This window comes from Capnocytophaga ochracea DSM 7271 (genome assembly GCF_000023285.1).
Classification (GTDB): domain Bacteria; phylum Bacteroidota; class Bacteroidia; order Flavobacteriales; family Flavobacteriaceae; genus Capnocytophaga; species Capnocytophaga ochracea.
Window position 1 is genome coordinate 1,303,090 of sequence record NC_013162.1, and the last position, 17,561, is coordinate 1,320,650.

The following is a 17,561-nucleotide window of genomic DNA, read 5'->3' on the forward strand; positions in this document are numbered from 1 at the left end:
TTAACGAATTACGAATGACAAATGACGAGTAGGGGCGAATGTAATTCGCCCCTATTTCTTACCTCTTATCTCTTACCTAACTATGAAACAATATCCCTTCGCTATTCTCGTAGCGTGCTTATCCCTTATCATAGGGCTGATACTACAACTTACCTTAGGAAGTATCAGCAAAAGCTGGTTTAGCTTTCCTTACAATGTAATAGGAGGCTTTGCCTTTGTAGTACTCACTACAGCTGTATATTTTATTTTTAGAAAAACGAATTTCATCGTGCGCTTTTCATCAGCGCCTTTTGCTATTGTTACGGTCGTAACCCTTGGGGTACTCACCATTGGTTTGGGGAGCATCAACGTAAATCCTCAAGAGGTAGCTCATAGCTTTGTGGGCAAATTAGGCTTAGACGACCTTACCAAAACTTGGTACTTTGGCATTATCTTCGTATTGGCACTGATGAACCTTTGGTTTTCTATCCTCAAACGCTCGATGGTCTACCAACGTAAAAACATACCTTTCCTCCTCAACCACTTTGGCTTATGGCTTACAATGTTCGCTGGCGTATTAGGTCAGGGAGATATTATACGTCTGAAAATGAACCTCTATAAGGATAAGCTCGAATGGCGTGCAACTACTGAAGATAATCAAATGGTAGAACTCCCCATTGCAATGGAACTCAAAGAGTTCAGTATTGATATTTATCCTAACAAACTATTTGTGATTGATAGTACAGGTTCAGCACTACCTCACGAAAAACCTCAAGGCTTTATGCTGGAGAAAGAAGGTGACTATGCAACCCTGCTGAACTGGAAAATCACCCTTCACCAATATCTTGAAAAAGCTATTCCCGATACCGATAGTACCTACATCAATCATACGATGTGGGGTGCGACCAATGCGGCTAAGGTAACCGTAGAAGACCTTCGTACTCATAAAAAGAAAACCGATTGGATTTCTGCAGGTAACTTCCAATTCTCACCCCGTGCCATTCATTTAGACGATGAACATACCTTAGTAATGGCTCCTGCCGAAGCACGTAAATTCCAATCTGAGGTATTAGTATACCAAAAAGGGAAACAAGAAGTTTTAGAAGAAAAAATAGAGGTGAATCACCCTATTAGTGTAGGTGGTTGGCGTATTTACCAATTGAGTTATGACGAGCGTATGGGACGTTGGTCAGAACTTAGTGTCGTCGAACTCATCTCCGACCCTTGGTTACCTGTCGTTTATGTAGGAATTTTCTTACTACTTGCTGGCGGTATTGCCCTACTCTTTGAAGTAAAAACTAAAACAGCTAACAAGTAACGGCTAACGCTGTTGTTAATTATTAATTGTCAATTGTTAATTAAAAATGTGGCATTATTTTAATCTTATAACATATATTACAGTAGCTTTGTGGCTACTTTCGGGTACGCTTATCTACAGCAAGAGCAAAGCGCTTAGAGGAGTGAGTATTGTAGCTCACTTAGTAGCTACCTTAACCATAGGAGGTTTTATTGTTGCCTTATGGCAAAACTTAGACCGTCCGCCATTGCGCACACTTGCCGAAACGCGTATTTGGTATGCTTTTTTTATGGGGCTTATAGGCTGTGCTATCTATTGGCTCTATCGTCAAAAGTGGATGCTTAGCTATTCAGCAGTAATGGGTATTGTATTTGTAGTGCTTACCTACACTCACCCCGATACAATGAACAAAGCCCTGATGCCTGCCTTACAGAGCGTGTGGTTCATTCCACACGTAATCGTGTATATCTTTGCTTATGCGATGTTGGGTATGGCTTCACTTACTGCTTTCTATGGCATTTATCGCTATAAAAAAGGAAAAGAGGTACAATCAATCTTTACTGTTATCGACCAACTCGTAAAAATAGGTTATGTATTTCTCACCTTTGGATTGCTTTTTGGAGCCCTTTGGGCAAAAGAAGCGTGGGGACACTATTGGACGTGGGACCCTAAAGAAACTTGGGCGTTTATCACTTGGCTCGGCTATTTGGTATATCTCCACCACAAGTACAATCACAAAGAAAAGAAACCCTTTCAGAGTTTTATCATTGTAGGACTTGCATTTATACTATTGCTCATCTGCTGGTTTGGCGTTAATTACTTGCCAACGGCACAAATGAGTGTACATACCTATTCAGGATAAATAATTAAAAAAGCTGTTAAGCCCTCGCTTAGCAGCTTTTTAATTATTGTGCTACGATTTTTGCCGAAAGTTATAACTGCCCGTGTAGTTTACACCTCCCCATTTATTATTTTTCTAATTTGCTAATTCTCTAATTATCCCTTCTCTTTTCCGTCACCACATTCCCCCTCTCCTTGGGAGAGGGACGGGGTGAGGATTCTCTTTCTTTCGCCTCGAAACCCTGTTTTTAACATTTTTAGTGCTGTTGTATCACAGTATGAATCAACTACTTATATACCCTTTCTATACCAATCGTCCAAGATTCGTATAAGCTTCCTATAAGCTCTCTATAAGCTAACCCCATCCTCCTAACACCCTTTTTTCACCAATTTTTCTCTCAGCTCTCTTCCGATTTCTTCTGTTTCCTTCCGATATACTCAGGGTCTCTCTGAGAAGTTGTTTTTCAATACTCAAAAAATAAAAATACGTCCTTTTTGTTGTTTTTTTTCGGCAGAGTTGCTACTTTTGCAATCTTAGTTTGGTGGCAAAATGAGTTTTTTTAAAAATATAAAAGGGGTTATCAAGAATAATAAAAAGATTGTAGAGAATTATTTTTTTATGACATTGCTACAATTTTTAAATACATTGTTTTATTTACTTATTTATCCTTATTTGATAAGAATTTTAGGAGGAGAAGGATATGGTTTATACGTTTTTGCATCTTCTATAGCTGCTTATTTTATATTCTTTATCAATTTTGGATTTGATTTACCAGCTACTAAGTTGATTGCAGAAAATGTAAATAATAAAAAAATACTTGAACGAGTATTATCAGAGGTTTTTACAGCTAAAAACTACTTATTTTTGATTTCTATAATAGTTTTTGCTATATTATTATTTAGTATTCCTTTGTTTTGGGACAATAAATGGATATTTATAAGCTGTTTTAGCACTGTATATTCATATATTTTATTTCCACAATGGTTTTTTCAAGGGATACAACAAATGCGAGTGCAAACAATGTTGCAATTGGCAGTAAAAATATTGAGTTTACCTTTTATATTTGTTTTCGTAAAAGAAAAAGAAGATTTAATGCTATATTCATTTATTGTAGCAGGAACTACTTTTTTAGCAGGCATTATTTCTTTTGTTATTATACATATTAAATATCAATTGTATGTGAGCTGGATAGCTTTGAAAGAACTGAAAGAGGTTTTTAAAAAATCACTACCTTTCTTTTACAGTTATTTGGCAGGCTCTTTAAAGGAGTACAGTATCCCCGTGATTATAGGAGCTTTATTTGGAATGAAAGAAGTAGCAATATATGATTTAGCCAATAAGATTATTTATATTCCTCGCGTAATATTTATGAGCATTAATGCAGCTATTTTTCCAAAAATAGTAGTACATAATAATGCAAATGCTATAAAGAAAATCATACGATGGGAATATATATTATCGATGATTACAATGCTAGGGATAGCTTTGTTAGGAGGCTATGCCGTACATTTATTAGGAGGAGATAGTATGGCTGAAGCTCATTATATGACAATATTGTTAAGTAGTACTATTTTGAGCAGACTAATAGTGGGCGCCTATACTTATTTTGTGTTTATCCCTAATGAGAAAAATTTTTTGGTTACCAAAACACAGCTTATAGCTTTGGTTAGTTTTGTGATAAGTGCTTTTGTTTTGTTATTTAATAGAAGTATTTTTACAATAGGGATAATGATAACTATTTCGGCACTATCTGAGATTATATATTGTTTATATGCGACATCAAAGTATAAATTACTTTTAAATACTACGGAAGATGAAAATAGCACTTTTAGGAAGTAAAGACTATGATAGTTTAGAATTCCATTTAAATGATTCACTAACCTTTTTAGGGCATACTGTTTTTCATATTGATATTAAAGATGTAAGCAGGTTGCCCTTGCGTTATAATTATTGGTTGCAACAGTTTTTTCAAGGGTATGACGCTCGTATATTTAAGAAAATAGCCAAACGTATAGTAGATGAACATCCTGAGTTGGTAATTTGCACTTATAGATTTATTCATCCTGATTGTATTAGGTTTATCAAGCGAGAATTGCCTAATACAAAGGTTGTACATTTAAATCCCGATGCACTTACAACTTTTCAAAGGCAACAGATATTTGTATCGCCTTATGATGCATACTTTACAAAAGATCCTTTTATTGTAGATTTTATGAAGAATAAAATGGGTTTAAAGGTTTTCTATTTGCCAGAGGCTTTTAATCAGCGTATACACACTTATAATTTTGAAGATAGAAAAACATTAGAGAAAAACATCGATATAGATGTAGTTTGTTTTGGGACACTTTATCCTTATAGAGCAAAAATGGTAGAACGATTGGTAAAAGCAGGTATTGCAGTGAAACTATTTGGTACAGCTGATAAGCGAGTCTCATTACCTACTATTAACTCTTTATATCAACACGAATTTATCACAGGAAAAAGAAAAGCAGAAGTATTGTTGGGAAGTAAGATAGTGTTTAATAATTTTCACTATGCTGAAATTCAATCGGTGAATGCTAAGTTCTTTGAGATAGCAGGTATGGGAGCTTTCCAAATATGTGATTATAAACCTACCTTGGAAGAATATACAGGCATATCCGCTGAAAAATTTACTTTCAAACATATAGATGAAGCTATATCGTTGATAAGATATTATTTAGATAAGCCCTTAGAGAGACATCAGTTATCAGAGAAACAAAAAGCTCATTTTTTAACTCATCACACCTATGATATAAGAATGCAAGAGATGTTTCAGTTATTAGAAATGTAAGTATGGAGATATACATTTTATTTTTATCCGTTTTATTAGTGTTTTCTTTTTTAGAGGTTTTTAAAAAAGCAAATATTTTATTGCAAAAATATTTGCTTTTGAGCACTTACCTATTGTCGGTATTTTTGGTAGGTTTGCGCTGGCGTACAGGTACTGATTGGGAACCTTATAAAGAAGTCTTTGAGAATATTTCAGAGTATTTGCATAAAGCGATGTATGAAGGTACATTCATTATGGAAATAGGTTATTTGTTTCTCAATTATTTGGTGCGATTGTTCACTAATAATTATAGCGTTTTTCTTTTTCTACACGCTACAATATTTTATTATTTAGTAATTTATGGGTTAAGGAAAATCACTGAATATCCCATCAGTAGTTATTTGTTTTTATTTGCTTCGAGTTTAGGAATGATTGGTTCCAATAGGCAGTTGCTCACAGTGGCTCTTGTACTTTATTGTTTGCCGATGGTAATAGCGCGTAATAGGTGGTTTTTTGGAGTAATAGTAGCCTCTATGTCAATACACCTGACCACTATTTTGGGAAGCGTTTATTATTTTATAAATAGGAAATTTAAGTGGCAACATATTGTTATAGTACTGATTGTTTCTTTCTTTATAGGATTCAGTACACTCCCTTCCATACTTTTTAAATCTATTGGCTTTTTTTCAGATTTTATACATCTTAGAACTGAACATTATTCAACAGCTATAGTTTTGCCTTTAAGCCTTCTGGGAATAGCCAAACGAGCGATATTTGCCGTATTTTTCCTATGGATACGAGATAAGGTAGAAAAGGTATATCCCTATTATAACTTGCTACTGAATGGGTATTTGATATCACTTGCACTCTACTTGCTTTTTGGCAGTTCGTTATCGATCATAGTGAGTAGAGGAAGTATGTATTTCAACATAGTGGAAGGTGTGCTATTAACATCTATTCTTTATATATTGAAAGAACGCTGGCAGAAAGTAGTGAGTATATTAGTACTTTTTGTATTAAGCATCTGGATGATGCACAATTCTATTAAGGTCTATCCCGATTTGTTTAAGCCTTATAAATCATTGTGGTATAACCAGCAATATGAACGAAATATGTACTGATGAATATAACATTTTTAAATAGAAAACGAAATCCTAATGAGCGCAGTATTGAGCGGTTGTTTAGATTTATAAAAGAAGCTATCACAGTACAGGGGCTTTCCCTGCGAGAGGTAGAAAACCCATATAATAACGGCTTGTGGAATGTACTTAAAGCTATCTTTTTTTTTAGAAGACAAGTAGCAAAAGACGATATAGTACATATAACAGGAGATATACACTTTTCAGTTATTGGGTTAAAAAGCCGAAAAACAGTGCTTACCGTACACGATTTAGGGTTATATAGAAATTTATCTTTCTTGCGTTTTTTTGTATTTAAACTTTTTTGGGTATATTTGCCTTTCAGGCGTGCACAAATTATTGCAGCTATTTCAGAAAAAACAAAAGAAGAAATTTGCTGTTTGATGCCTTCGGTAGCTCATAAAGTAGTAGTAGTTCCAAACTGTATCACAATGGCAATCAATCCTATTGACGCCTTGAAGAACAATACTACTACACAAGTACTCATCGTAGGCACTCGTGAGAACAAAAATATAGAACGCGCTATTGAGGCTTTAGAAGGATTGGATATAGTTCTTGACATAGTAGGACGTCTTTCGGCTACACAAGAAGCTTTATTGAAAGAACATAAAATTCCCTATAAGAACTATATAAACATAGAAGAAGAAGCTCTTTTAGCTCTTTATAAAAAAGCGGATATACTCCTATTTGTTTCGTATTATGAGGGGTTTGGATTGCCTATATTGGAAGCACAAGCACAGAATGTATTGGTTGTTACCTCATCAATAGCCCCTATGGATAAGCTTTGTGGAGGCGGAGGGCTTTTAGTTGACCCTTATTCGGTAGTGGCTATACGGCAAGCTATACAGGCCCTCTTGGAGGCATCGGATACTGAAAAGTTAGCTCTCATAGCAAAAGGAAAGCAGAATTTGATAAAATATACCGCTACAGCTGTAGCTGAGCAGTACATTACTTTATACAAACAACTGAAATGATACTTATAGATGCCTTATACATCAACAATGGAGGAGGAAAAGTCCTTTTAGACTATCTTGTTGAGCAATTAGAAGCAACTGAACTCAGCCTCTGTTACCTATTTGATAAACGTGTGGAAGAAAATCCATATGCTATCAAAAGTAGTAATAAGGTGTATTATAAACAAGCATCGCTCATAACGCGTAATCAGTTTTACAGAAAACACAAGCAATATTTTGATAAGGTACTTTGTTTTGGAAATTTAGCTCCTTTAACTCGGCTCTCTATACCTGTTTTTACTTATTTTCACCAGCGTGCTTTTCTGAGTATACCAACTGATATTCCCTTAAAAATGTATATAGGGTTCTATATAAAATCTTGTATTTTCAGATACTTACTAAAGAATACTGATGAATTATGGGTACAAACCTCTTTGATGCAGGAAGAGATAGAGAGAAAAAAGATTATCAGTAGTGAGAAAATCAAACAATTGCCTTTTTACAGAGATGAAGATTTGACAGAAAAGTTTTCTAAAACAAAAAATAGTTTTATTTTTGCAAGCACAGGGACACCCTATAAAAATCATACACGTCTTATTAATGCTTTTTGCAGTTTTTATAACAAACATCGCCAAGGCACTCTCATATTAACAGTAGATGCTGATAAATTTCCTGAACTAGCGCAATTGATTGACAATCGTATTGCAGAAGGATTTCCTATAAAAAATATAGGTTTTGTGGATAGAAAAACCCTTGTAGAGGCGTATCAGTGCACAGAATATCATATTTTTCCTTCATTGGCAGAGAGTTTTGGACTGGGAATTGTAGAGGCTATAGAATGTGGATGTAAAATAATAGGGGCAGATTTGCCTTATATGCACGAGATATGTGAACCGAGTATTGTTTTTGACCCACTAAATGAAAAAGCTATTGAGCACGCCTTTCAGCAAGCTATCAGCAAAGAGGAGCGACCAACAATACAAAAGATTACTAATAAAATAAATGAGTTAATCCAGCGATTGAAATCATAATAATGGAGATAAAAAATAAAACTCTTCTTATCACAGGAGGAACAGGCTCTTTTGGGAATGCTGTATTACAGCGTTTCCTCCCTACCGATCACTTCAAAGAAATACGCATTTTTTCACGCGATGAAAAAAAACAGGACGATATGCGCCACGCCTTGCAAAACCCTAAAGTGAAATTCTATATAGGCGATGTACGCGATAGAGCCTCTGTAGATATAGCTATGTCCGGAGTAGATTATGTGTTCCACGCTGCTGCCCTTAAACAAGTGCCTTCTTGTGAGTTTTTCCCTTTAGAAGCTGTCAAAACTAATGTGTTAGGCACAGAAAATGTACTCAACTCAGCTATCGCCTATCAAGTGAAAAATGTAGTTGTACTTTCTACCGATAAGGCTTGCTACCCTATCAATGCAATGGGTATTTCCAAGGCAATGATGGAAAAAGTAGCTATTGCTAAAGGTCGTCAGTTAGGAGAAAATGCTGTAACAACCATTTCCTGTACTCGATATGGCAATGTAATGGCTTCTCGAGGATCAGTTATTCCACTATGGATAGAACAAATGAAAGACAATAAAGTCATCACCCTAACCGACCCCAATATGACTCGCTTTATGATGACTTTAGCCGATGCTGTAGACCTCGTCCTATATGCTTTCGAAAATGGACATAACGGCGACCTCTTCGTGCAAAAAGCCCCTGCTGCTACACTTACCGTATTAGCCGAAGCGCTCAAACAACTCTACAAAAAAGATACTGAAGTGAAGATTATAGGTACTCGCCACGGCGAAAAATTGTATGAAACCTTAGTAGCTCGTGAAGAAATGGCTCGCGCTGAAGATATGGGTAACTATTTCCGCATTCCGTGTGATACTCGCGACTTAAATTACGATAAGTATTTCAAAGATGGGCAAGAAAAAGTGTCCCTCATCGAAGATTACCACTCTCATAATACTACCCATTTAAGCGTAGAGGAGATGAAATCTCTATTGCTAAAATTGGAAGAAATACAAAACGATATACAATGTTTGAAGTAAAAACCATACAAGGAGAAATATTTACAGACCACCGAGGACAAATAAGTTCACTAAACGACTTTGTTTTTGAGGAGGTCGAGCGCTTTTATTTTATCCACCATCCCGATAAAAACGTAGTACGAGGCTGGCACGGACATCAACACGAAAAAAAATGGTTTTACTGTGTAAAAGGTTCTTTTACTATTGCCTTAGTACAACCCGATGATTGGAATAACCCCTCTACTAATCTACCTGCTGATATTATCCAGCTTAGCGAAAAGGATAGCAAAATTCTTTGCGTGCCCGAAGGCTATGCAAATTGTATCAAGGCTGGCGAAGACAACAGTATTCTATTAGTTTTTTCTGGAAAACGAAACCCAGAAGCCTACGAAGATAGTTGGCGATACGATAGTCATTTATGGGTAGATTGGCAAAAATATTAAATAGATGAAAAGAGTAGGTATTACAGGGCAAAAAGGTTTTATAGGAAGTCATTTGTACAACACACTCCAGCTTTATCCAAATGAGTTTGAACGTGTCCCCTTTGAGGATGCTTATTTTGAAAGTGAGGATACATTAGCACAGTTTGTAGCTCAATGTGATGTGATAGTGCATTTGGCAGCTGTCAATCGTCACGAGAGTGAACAAGTGCTTTATGATACAAATGTCGCTCTTACTCAAAAGCTCATAACAGCACTTAAAAAAACTGAAAGTAAGGCTCACGTTTTCATATCATCCTCTACTCAAGAAGAACGTGAAAACCTTTATGGAAAATCTAAACGTGTAGCACGTGAGCTTCTAAATGATTGGGCAAAAAACTGTGGAGGAAAAGCTACAGGTCTCATCATTCCCAATGTATTTGGTGCTTTTGGCAAGCCGTTTTATAACTCGTTTATTGCAACTTTTTGCTATCAACTCACTCACGGGCAAACACCCACAATCGCTACCGATGCTGAGGTAAACCTCATTTATGTACAAGAACTCATATCGTTTATCATAGAGGAAATTCGCGCTGAAAGAAGTACTCCTGCATTGAAAGTAGCTCCCACAACTACTAAGAAAGTGTCAGAAGTATTAACACTTTTAGAAGGGTTTAAAGAGTGCTATTTAGAGAAAGGAGAAATACCCATCCTTAAAAATCCTTTTGAACATAACTTGTTCAATACCTTTCGCTCATATATAGATCATAAGAGTCATTTTCCTGTCAAACTCACTCAACATACCGATGATCGTGGAGCTTTCGTAGAAGTCATTCGTTTAGGAATTGGAGGACAATGTTCTTTTTCCACCACTCACCCGCATATCACTCGAGGCAATCATTTCCACACCTGCAAGATAGAACGTTTTACAGTTATCAAAGGAAAAGCCCTAATTCAGTTGCGAAAAATAGATACTCAAGAAGTATTAGATTTCTATTTAGAGGGTAACGAACCTGCTTATGTAGATATGCCTATTTGGTACACTCACAACATTACCAACATAGGAAATGATGACTTATACACTATCTTTTGGATTGATGAACCATATAACCCCGATAATGCCGACACTTATTTTCTAAAAGTATGAAAAAATTAAAAGTAGTAACTGTAGTGGGCACTCGCCCCGAAATTATCCGTTTATCTCGCGTCCTCGCAGCCTTAGATGCTTCTGAGGCTATAGAACATATCATTGTGCATACTGGTCAAAATTACGACTATGAGCTCAATCAAATCTTTTTTGAAGATTTACAACTTCGCAAGCCCGATTATTTCCTCGAAGCAGCAGGTAAAACTGCTACCGAGACTATTGGTAACATCCTCATTAAAATAGACCCCGTATTAGATGAACTCCAGCCCGATGCTTTTTTAGTGTTAGGCGATACTAATTCGTGCCTGTGTGCGATTCCAGCCAAGAAAAAACACATCCCTATTTTCCATATGGAAGCAGGCAATCGCTGTTTCGACCAACGAGTACCCGAGGAAACTAATAGAAAAATCGTAGATCATACTTCAGACGTCAATCTCACCTATTCAAGCATTGCTCGTGAGTACCTCCTCAGAGAAGGACTTTCTGCCGATAGAGTTATCAAAACAGGATCTCCTATGTATGAAGTGCTACACTACTATCTACCTGAGATCCAAAAATCAAAAGTGTTGCAAACTTTAGGTTTAGAGGAAGGTAAATTCTTTGTAGTATCAGCCCATCGCGAAGAAAATATCAATTCCGAGAAAAACTTTACTAACCTGATGAATGCTCTCAATACAATCGCCAAGCAGTATCATTACCCCATCATTGTCTCTACTCACCCGCGCACTCGCAATATGATAGACAAGAGACAAATAGCAATGCGCCCCGAAATACAATTCCTAAAACCTTTAGGATTTCACGATTACAATGCTTTACAACAGAAAGCTTATGTAGTACTAAGTGATTCCGGTACGATTTCCGAGGAATCTTCTATACTGAATTTTCGCGCCTTAAATCTTCGTGAAGCTCACGAACGTCCCGAAGCGATGGAAGAAGCCTCTGTAATGATGGTAGGCTTGCACTCTGAACGTATTATGCAAGGGCTCGTACACGTATTGCAACAAACGGTAGGCGAAGACCGCAACTATCGCCCTGTAGCCGATTATTCAATGCCTAATGTATCAGAAAAAGTAGTGCGTATCATCATTTCTTATACTGATTATGTAAAAAGAGTCGTTTGGCAAGAAAATATATAGATAATGCATCTTCTTTTTCTCACTTTATCAGAAATCAATACTATTGAGGAACGCGGTATTTATCAAGACTTGTTGCGAAAATTTAGCGAACAAGGACACAATATTACTATAGTTACCTCTTTAGAACGCCGAAGAAAAATACCTACTCGGCTGATAGAAACCAATGGCGTAAAGCTTCTGCAAGTAAAAACTTTTAATATACAGAAAACTAATATCCTAGAAAAAGGCATAGGTACTATAGCTATTGAATATCAATATTTATGGGCTATTAAAAGATATCTATCGAATGAGAAGTTTGATATGGTGCTGTATACCACTCCTCCCATTACTTTGCTGAAGCCTATTTCTTATATTAAAAAACGCGATAAAGCATATACTTATCTGCTTTTGAAAGATATCTTCCCACAGAATGCAGTAGACTTAGGTTTGATGAAAGAAGGTAGCTTCTTGCATAAAATCTTCGTCAAAAAAGAAAAGAAACTCTATCAAATTTCAGATACCATAGGGTGTATGTCTCAAGCAAATGTAGATTTCTTGTTGCATCATCACCCCGAAATTCCACAGCAAAAAGTAGAAATCAACCCTAATAGTATTACGCCTATTTCTTTTGACAAAAGTGAAGCAGAACGCAAGGCTATTAAGCAAAAATACCACCTTCCCCTTGACAAGAAAATCTTTGTATACGGGGGAAATCTCGGCAAACCTCAGGGCTTAGATTTTTTATTAGATACAATACAAGCTACTAAAAATGAAGATGTTTACTTTCTTATAGTAGGTAATGGCACCGAATACCACAGAATTAAAATCTGGTTTGAAGAGCAAAAACCTCAAAATGCAATGCTCTTGTCATCTCTTCCAAAAGATGATTACGACCACTTGCTTTCTTCTTGTGATGTAGGGCTTATTTTCTTAGACAAACGTTTTACAATTCCTAATTTCCCTTCGCGTTTGCTTTCTTACCTCGAAATGGAACTCCCCGTGATTGCTGCAACAGACCCTCATACAGATATAGGAGACGTAATTGAGGAAGCACAATGCGGGTATAAAGTGCTTTCAGGAGATTTAATACAGATGCAAAAAGTTATTGATCACTTATTAATGTCCGACTTAGATGCGTTGGGTAGAAATGCCAAAAACTTATTATTAAACGCATATACTGTAGAACGATCATATCATTTGATAGATCGTGCAAGAGCTCAGAAATAGAAATTTCTGCCTTTCTTCTAAAAAGGAACTTATAAGGTTGTAACTTCAAAAAATAATCGTACATTTGTAGCCTGATTAACCATTTAGAGTTCTAAACGAATGAAGAAACTTCTTTCTTTTGCCACTCTGTGGGTGGCTTTATCACTACACGCACAACAACCTGTGGATTACATCAATCCGCTGATTGGAACTTCTAATTTTGGTGCTACCCACCCTGGCGCAATTGCTCCCCGCGGTATGCTTAGCATTTCACCTTTCAACGTGGCTTTCGACACTACGGGAGTGAAAGCTCCGCTTGAAAAAGACAGTCGCTGGCTTTCTAATCCTTATGTAAATGAAAATAAATTCTTCACGGGGCTTACTCACGTGAACCTCAGTGGGGTGGGCTGTCCTGAACTGGGGGTGATTATCGCTATGCCTACCACTGGTAAATTGGAGGTAAATCACCTAAAATATGGCTCAACCTACCAAAAAGAGGTGGCTAAAGCTGGCTATTACAGCAATTTCCTCACTAAATACAATATCAAAACTGAAGCTACTGCCACCACCCGCGCAGGTATCACTCGCTATCACTTCCCAAAAGGAGAAGCTAACTTGCTCATCAATCTCGGACTCGGACTCACCAATGAAAAGGGCGCGATGCTCAAATTCGTATCGCCTACCGAGGTGGAAGGAATGCGTATGGTAGGGACTTTCTGCTATAACAGTCCGGAGCTGGCATATCCAGTATATTTTGTAGCCAAAGTAAGCAAAGTAGCCCCCTCATACGGGGTATGGCATACACCCGAAAAACACCAAGGGGTGGAAGCCCAATGGATGTGGTACAATGGTGAAACTCGCCTCAAAGAACAATTTGCCCGCGAGGTCGTAGGCGATAGTATAGGGGCGTATTTCCGTTATAAATTTGACAAAGATGAAGTAGTGGAACTCAAGGTGGGTATTTCGTATGTGAACATAGCCAACGCCCGTGAAAACCTTGAAAAAGAAATAGGCAACCGCACTTTCGACGAGGTATATACCACTACCCGCCAAACGTGGAACGATGCCCTCCGCGCTACCGTAGAAGGGGGTACCGACGACCAAAAAAAGATATTCTACACAGCGCTCTATCACGCGCTTATTCACCCCAACCTTCTGAACGATGTGAATGGTGATTACCCTGAGAGCAAGACTAACAAAATAGGCAAAAATCACCAGCGTTATACGGTGTTCTCATTGTGGGACACCTATCGCAATTACCACCAACTACTCACCCTGCTCTATCCCGAACAGCAACTGCAAATGGTGCGCACGATGCTCGACATCTACAAAGAGAGCGGTTGGCTACCTAAATGGGAACTCAATTCTACCGAAACCTTTACAATGGTAGGTGACCCTGCCAGCATAGTATTAGCGGATACTTACTTGCGCGGTCTTACCGATTTTGATATACAAACAGCTTACGAGGCGATGCTCAAAGGGGCAAATACGCTTGAAAACAACCCTATACGCCCAGGGGTGAAAGAGTATTGGAAATTGGGGTACCTGAGTGTAGACGGTGGTGTAAGAGGTCCGGTATCTACTACCCAAGAGTATAATGCGGCTGACTTTGCCATTGCGCAAATAGCTAAGAAGTTAGGCAAAAAAGCCGATTACGAGAAGTTTAACAAACAAGCCTATTCGTATAGAAAACTATTCGATAAGGAAACCCATTTATTGCGTCCACGTCACGCTGATGGCAAGTGGTATGCGCCTTTCAACCCCGAAAGTGGGGCTAATTTTGAAGAGAATGTGGGCTATATCGAGGGCAATGCGTGGCAATACGTGTATATGGTAACCCACGATGTAAAAGGAATGATCAAGCTAATGGGCGGTGAAAAACCTTTTGAAAAGCAACTTGACCATATTTTCGACAGCAAACAGTACGATATGGCAAACGAACCTGATATTGCTTATCCGTATCTGTACAACTTCCTGAAAGGCAAAGAGTGGAAGACCCAACAGAAGATAGACCAACTTCTCAATGAGTATTTCCAAAACAAACCTGCGGGACTCCCTGGCAATGACGATACAGGGGTAATGTCGGCTTGGCTTGTCTATGGTATGGCAGGTTTTTACCCTATTACTCCTGCTGAGCCTAACTACACTTTTACCTCGCCTAAGTTTACCAAAATCACCCTCAAACGCAATCCGCAGTACTATCCTGCTGGTGATTTGGTAATAGAAAGTAATGCTTCGCCTGAAAACATTTACATTAAGAACATTTACATCGACGACAAGCCTTACAAATCCTATTTTATCAGTCACGAGGCGTTGAAAAATGCAAAGAAAATACGATTTGAGTTAGGTACTATGTAGGGGCGAATGGCAATTCCCCACCACTGGTGCGAGCTTGTAGCTCGTGCCAAACAAATTAACACATCGACAAATCTCCTTTGCGTAATTCGTCACTCGTAATTCGTAATTATTATGCGTAAACTTCATTTAATATTTTCCCTGATAGCAGGGGTATTCATACTGCTGGGGGCTCTCACGGGGGGTATCCTAGCTGGTGAATCGGTGTATAACCAGACGTTGCCTTACAAAAGTGCAGCGTTTGAAAGCACTACCCTTGCCCAAACAATTGCCGTTTTGAAGGAAAAGAATATAGATGCCCTTAAACTCTCTATCGACCACAATCACTTTGTGCAAATAGAGACAGCTGAGGGTAAAAAACTCTTTATCCATCCGCAATCGGGGGAGGTTATCAAAGGGAATTACAAACCCTCGAAGTTTATACAGTTCGTCAAAACGTTACACCGCTCGTTCTATATGGGCAAAACGGGACGGGTGATTATGGGGCTTACAGCCTTGTGTTTGTGTGTAGTAGCGTTGTCGGGTATATGGCTCATCGCCCGCAAACAGCAACGCTGGAGCAGGTTTTTCTACAAACTTCCGCAAGAAAAATTCTACAATCATTACCACAGTACTCTGGGGCGATGGGCGCTCGTGCCTATCTTTATCATCTCCCTTACAGGAGTGTATATGATGCTCGAAACGGTGAAAGTATTTCCTAAGTTCAAAACCGAACACAATTACGATGTTAGCACACTACAAGAAACGCCCGCAAAACCCGCTAAAGACTTCTCCGTTTTCCAAGTGCCTCTCGCCGAAGTGCGCCAAGTAGAATTTCCTGCTTTTGAAGATGTAGAAGAGGTCTATAAAGTAGATTTCATCGATAAAAATATAGTAGTCAATCAGTTTACGGGCGAGGTGATTAGCACCTCCACCTCTCCTTATAAAGGCTTGGCGTATTTGGTGCGCACCCTGCACGTCGGCAAAGGGCATTGCCTCTGGGCGACCGTGTTGTTGCTCTCGTGTGTGGCGCTGTTGTTCTTCCTTTACTCTGGCTTTGCAATGACCCTCAGAAAACGAAAGAAAGGCATCAACAATCCGTTTGATAAAAGCGAATGTGAATATATTGTGTTAGTAGGCACCGAAGGAGGCACCACCCACAAATTTGCTATCCTTTTTCATAACGAACTCCTCCGTTTGGGCAAACGTTCCTACCTCACCGATATGAATGCCTATACTCGTTTTGCTAAAGCAGAGCAACTCATCGTATTTACTTGCACTTATGGCGATGGTGAGGCGCCTATCAATGCGACTCACTTTGCGCAACTATGGGCGAAATATCCCCCCGCACAACCTTTGGCGTATAGCGTACTCGGTTTTGGCTCTGATGCTTACCCCGATTTCTGCAAATATGCCAAAAAAGTAGACCAACTTTTGTCGGCTACTGCACAAGCAGAATGTGCGCTGCCTTTGCATACCGTAAATGACCAAGATTTCGGTCAGTTTAAAGCGTGGGCAACGGCTTGGGCTATGGCACAAAAGCTCTTTTTGGCTTTGCCTGATGATTTCAAAGTACAGCCTCAGCGCAAACCGCTCTCTTTTACGGTAACAGAGAAAACGCCCGTAATGGACGACGATATTTTCCTAATAGCGCTACGCCCGTCCCAAAAAAGTAGTTTTGTATCTGGCGACCTCTTGGGCATTACCCCTGAAGATGGACGCGAACGACTCTATTCGGTTGCCAAATACCAAGGAGATGTGTGGTTGAGCGTAAAGCTACACTCACAAGGGGTGGTATCTAACCTGCTGAACAATTTGCAAATAGGCGATACATTGCAAGCTGCTTTGGTAGCCAACAAACACTTCCATTTTCCTAAAAAAGCACCTCAAGTGGTCTGTATTGCCAATGGTTCGGGGATGGCGCCCTTTATAGGAATGATAGCCGAAAATACCCAAAAGAAACCTATCACCCTGATATGGGGTTGTCGCCGTGAAGCCTCTTTAGAAATATATCGCCCTTATATAGAACAGTTTACTCGAGAAGGAAAGATAGCCAACTATTGGCAAGCTCTCTCACGTGAAGGGGATAAATTCTACGTGCAAGACATCTTGCAAAGAGAAGCCTCTTTCTTTGCAGAACTCCTTAAAAACAAAGGGATTATAATGATATGCGGGTCAGTAGCGATGGAGAAAGCAGTAACCGAAGTTTTGGAGACAATTTGTAGAGAACATTTAGAAAAACCGTTGAGCTACTACCAAAACAAAGGACAAATAAAATCTGACTGTTATTAATTCAAGTAAC

At 38.5% G+C, this 17,561-nt stretch carries 14 protein-coding genes; all 14 read left to right on the forward strand.

Going from position 1 to position 17,561, the window contains the following annotated elements; genetic code table 11:
• The first annotated feature begins 82 nt into the window (after positions 1-82).
• The 14 genes from COCH_RS05540 (at position 83) to COCH_RS05605 (ending at position 17,551) form a co-directional block, all read left to right on the forward strand.
• Positions 83-1,297: a cytochrome c biogenesis protein ResB gene (locus COCH_RS05540; RefSeq protein WP_015782298.1), complete on the forward strand. Its 1,215-nt coding sequence runs from the start codon at positions 83-85 to the stop codon at positions 1,295-1,297.
• A 46-nt stretch (positions 1,298-1,343) separates the two neighbouring features.
• Positions 1,344-2,138: a cytochrome c biogenesis protein CcsA gene (gene ccsA / locus COCH_RS05545; protein WP_015782299.1), complete on the forward strand. Its 795-nt coding sequence runs from the start codon at positions 1,344-1,346 to the stop codon at positions 2,136-2,138.
• Positions 2,139-2,666: 528 nt separating this feature from the next.
• Positions 2,667-3,956 (forward strand): oligosaccharide flippase family protein, encoded by a 1,290-nt coding sequence (locus COCH_RS05550; RefSeq protein WP_015782300.1) that lies wholly within the window; start codon positions 2,667-2,669, stop codon positions 3,954-3,956.
• On the forward strand, positions 3,931-4,929 hold the full coding sequence (locus COCH_RS05555) for a CgeB family protein (RefSeq protein ID WP_015782301.1): 999 nt from the start codon (positions 3,931-3,933) through the stop codon (positions 4,927-4,929). The genes COCH_RS05550 and COCH_RS05555 overlap by 26 nt, the downstream gene beginning before the upstream one ends.
• Before the next feature lie 98 nt (positions 4,930-5,027).
• Positions 5,028-6,029 carry an EpsG family protein gene (locus tag COCH_RS05560; protein ID WP_244834064.1) on the forward strand — a complete coding sequence of 334 codons (1,002 nt, stop codon included), beginning with the start codon at positions 5,028-5,030 and terminating at the stop codon, positions 6,027-6,029.
• Entirely contained in the window at positions 6,029-7,021 is a 993-nt protein-coding gene (locus tag COCH_RS05565) for a glycosyltransferase (protein ID WP_015782303.1), read from the forward strand. Before COCH_RS05560 ends, COCH_RS05565 begins: the two co-directional genes overlap by 1 nt.
• Positions 7,018-8,031 carry a glycosyltransferase gene (locus tag COCH_RS05570; RefSeq protein WP_015782304.1) on the forward strand — a complete coding sequence of 338 codons (1,014 nt, stop codon included), beginning with the start codon at positions 7,018-7,020 and terminating at the stop codon, positions 8,029-8,031. Before COCH_RS05565 ends, COCH_RS05570 begins: the two co-directional genes overlap by 4 nt.
• 2 nt (positions 8,032-8,033) lie before the next feature.
• Positions 8,034-9,059: a polysaccharide biosynthesis protein gene (locus COCH_RS05575; protein ID WP_015782305.1), complete on the forward strand. Its 1,026-nt coding sequence runs from the start codon at positions 8,034-8,036 to the stop codon at positions 9,057-9,059.
• Positions 9,047-9,481 (forward strand): WxcM-like domain-containing protein, encoded by a 435-nt coding sequence (locus COCH_RS05580; protein ID WP_015782306.1) that lies wholly within the window; start codon positions 9,047-9,049, stop codon positions 9,479-9,481. The genes COCH_RS05575 and COCH_RS05580 overlap by 13 nt, the downstream gene beginning before the upstream one ends.
• Before the next feature lie 4 nt (positions 9,482-9,485).
• Positions 9,486-10,604, forward strand: coding sequence for a polysaccharide biosynthesis C-terminal domain-containing protein (locus COCH_RS05585; protein WP_015782307.1), 1,119 nt, complete (start codon positions 9,486-9,488; stop codon positions 10,602-10,604).
• Positions 10,601-11,740 carry a non-hydrolyzing UDP-N-acetylglucosamine 2-epimerase gene (gene wecB / locus COCH_RS05590; protein WP_015782308.1) on the forward strand — a complete coding sequence of 380 codons (1,140 nt, stop codon included), beginning with the start codon at positions 10,601-10,603 and terminating at the stop codon, positions 11,738-11,740. Before COCH_RS05585 ends, wecB begins: the two co-directional genes overlap by 4 nt.
• Before the next feature lie 3 nt (positions 11,741-11,743).
• The gene (locus COCH_RS05595) at positions 11,744-12,946 is read left to right on the forward strand and encodes a glycosyltransferase family 4 protein (RefSeq protein ID WP_015782309.1); all 1,203 of its coding nucleotides are present in this window, start codon (positions 11,744-11,746) and stop codon (positions 12,944-12,946) included.
• A 99-nt stretch (positions 12,947-13,045) separates the two neighbouring features.
• Complete coding sequence (locus COCH_RS05600; RefSeq protein ID WP_015782310.1) at positions 13,046-15,283, forward strand: GH92 family glycosyl hydrolase; 2,238 nt, start codon at positions 13,046-13,048, stop codon at positions 15,281-15,283.
• A 111-nt stretch (positions 15,284-15,394) separates the two neighbouring features.
• Positions 15,395-17,551, forward strand: coding sequence for a PepSY domain-containing protein (locus tag COCH_RS05605; protein WP_015782311.1), 2,157 nt, complete (start codon positions 15,395-15,397; stop codon positions 17,549-17,551).
• The last annotated feature ends 10 nt before the right edge of the window (positions 17,552-17,561 follow it).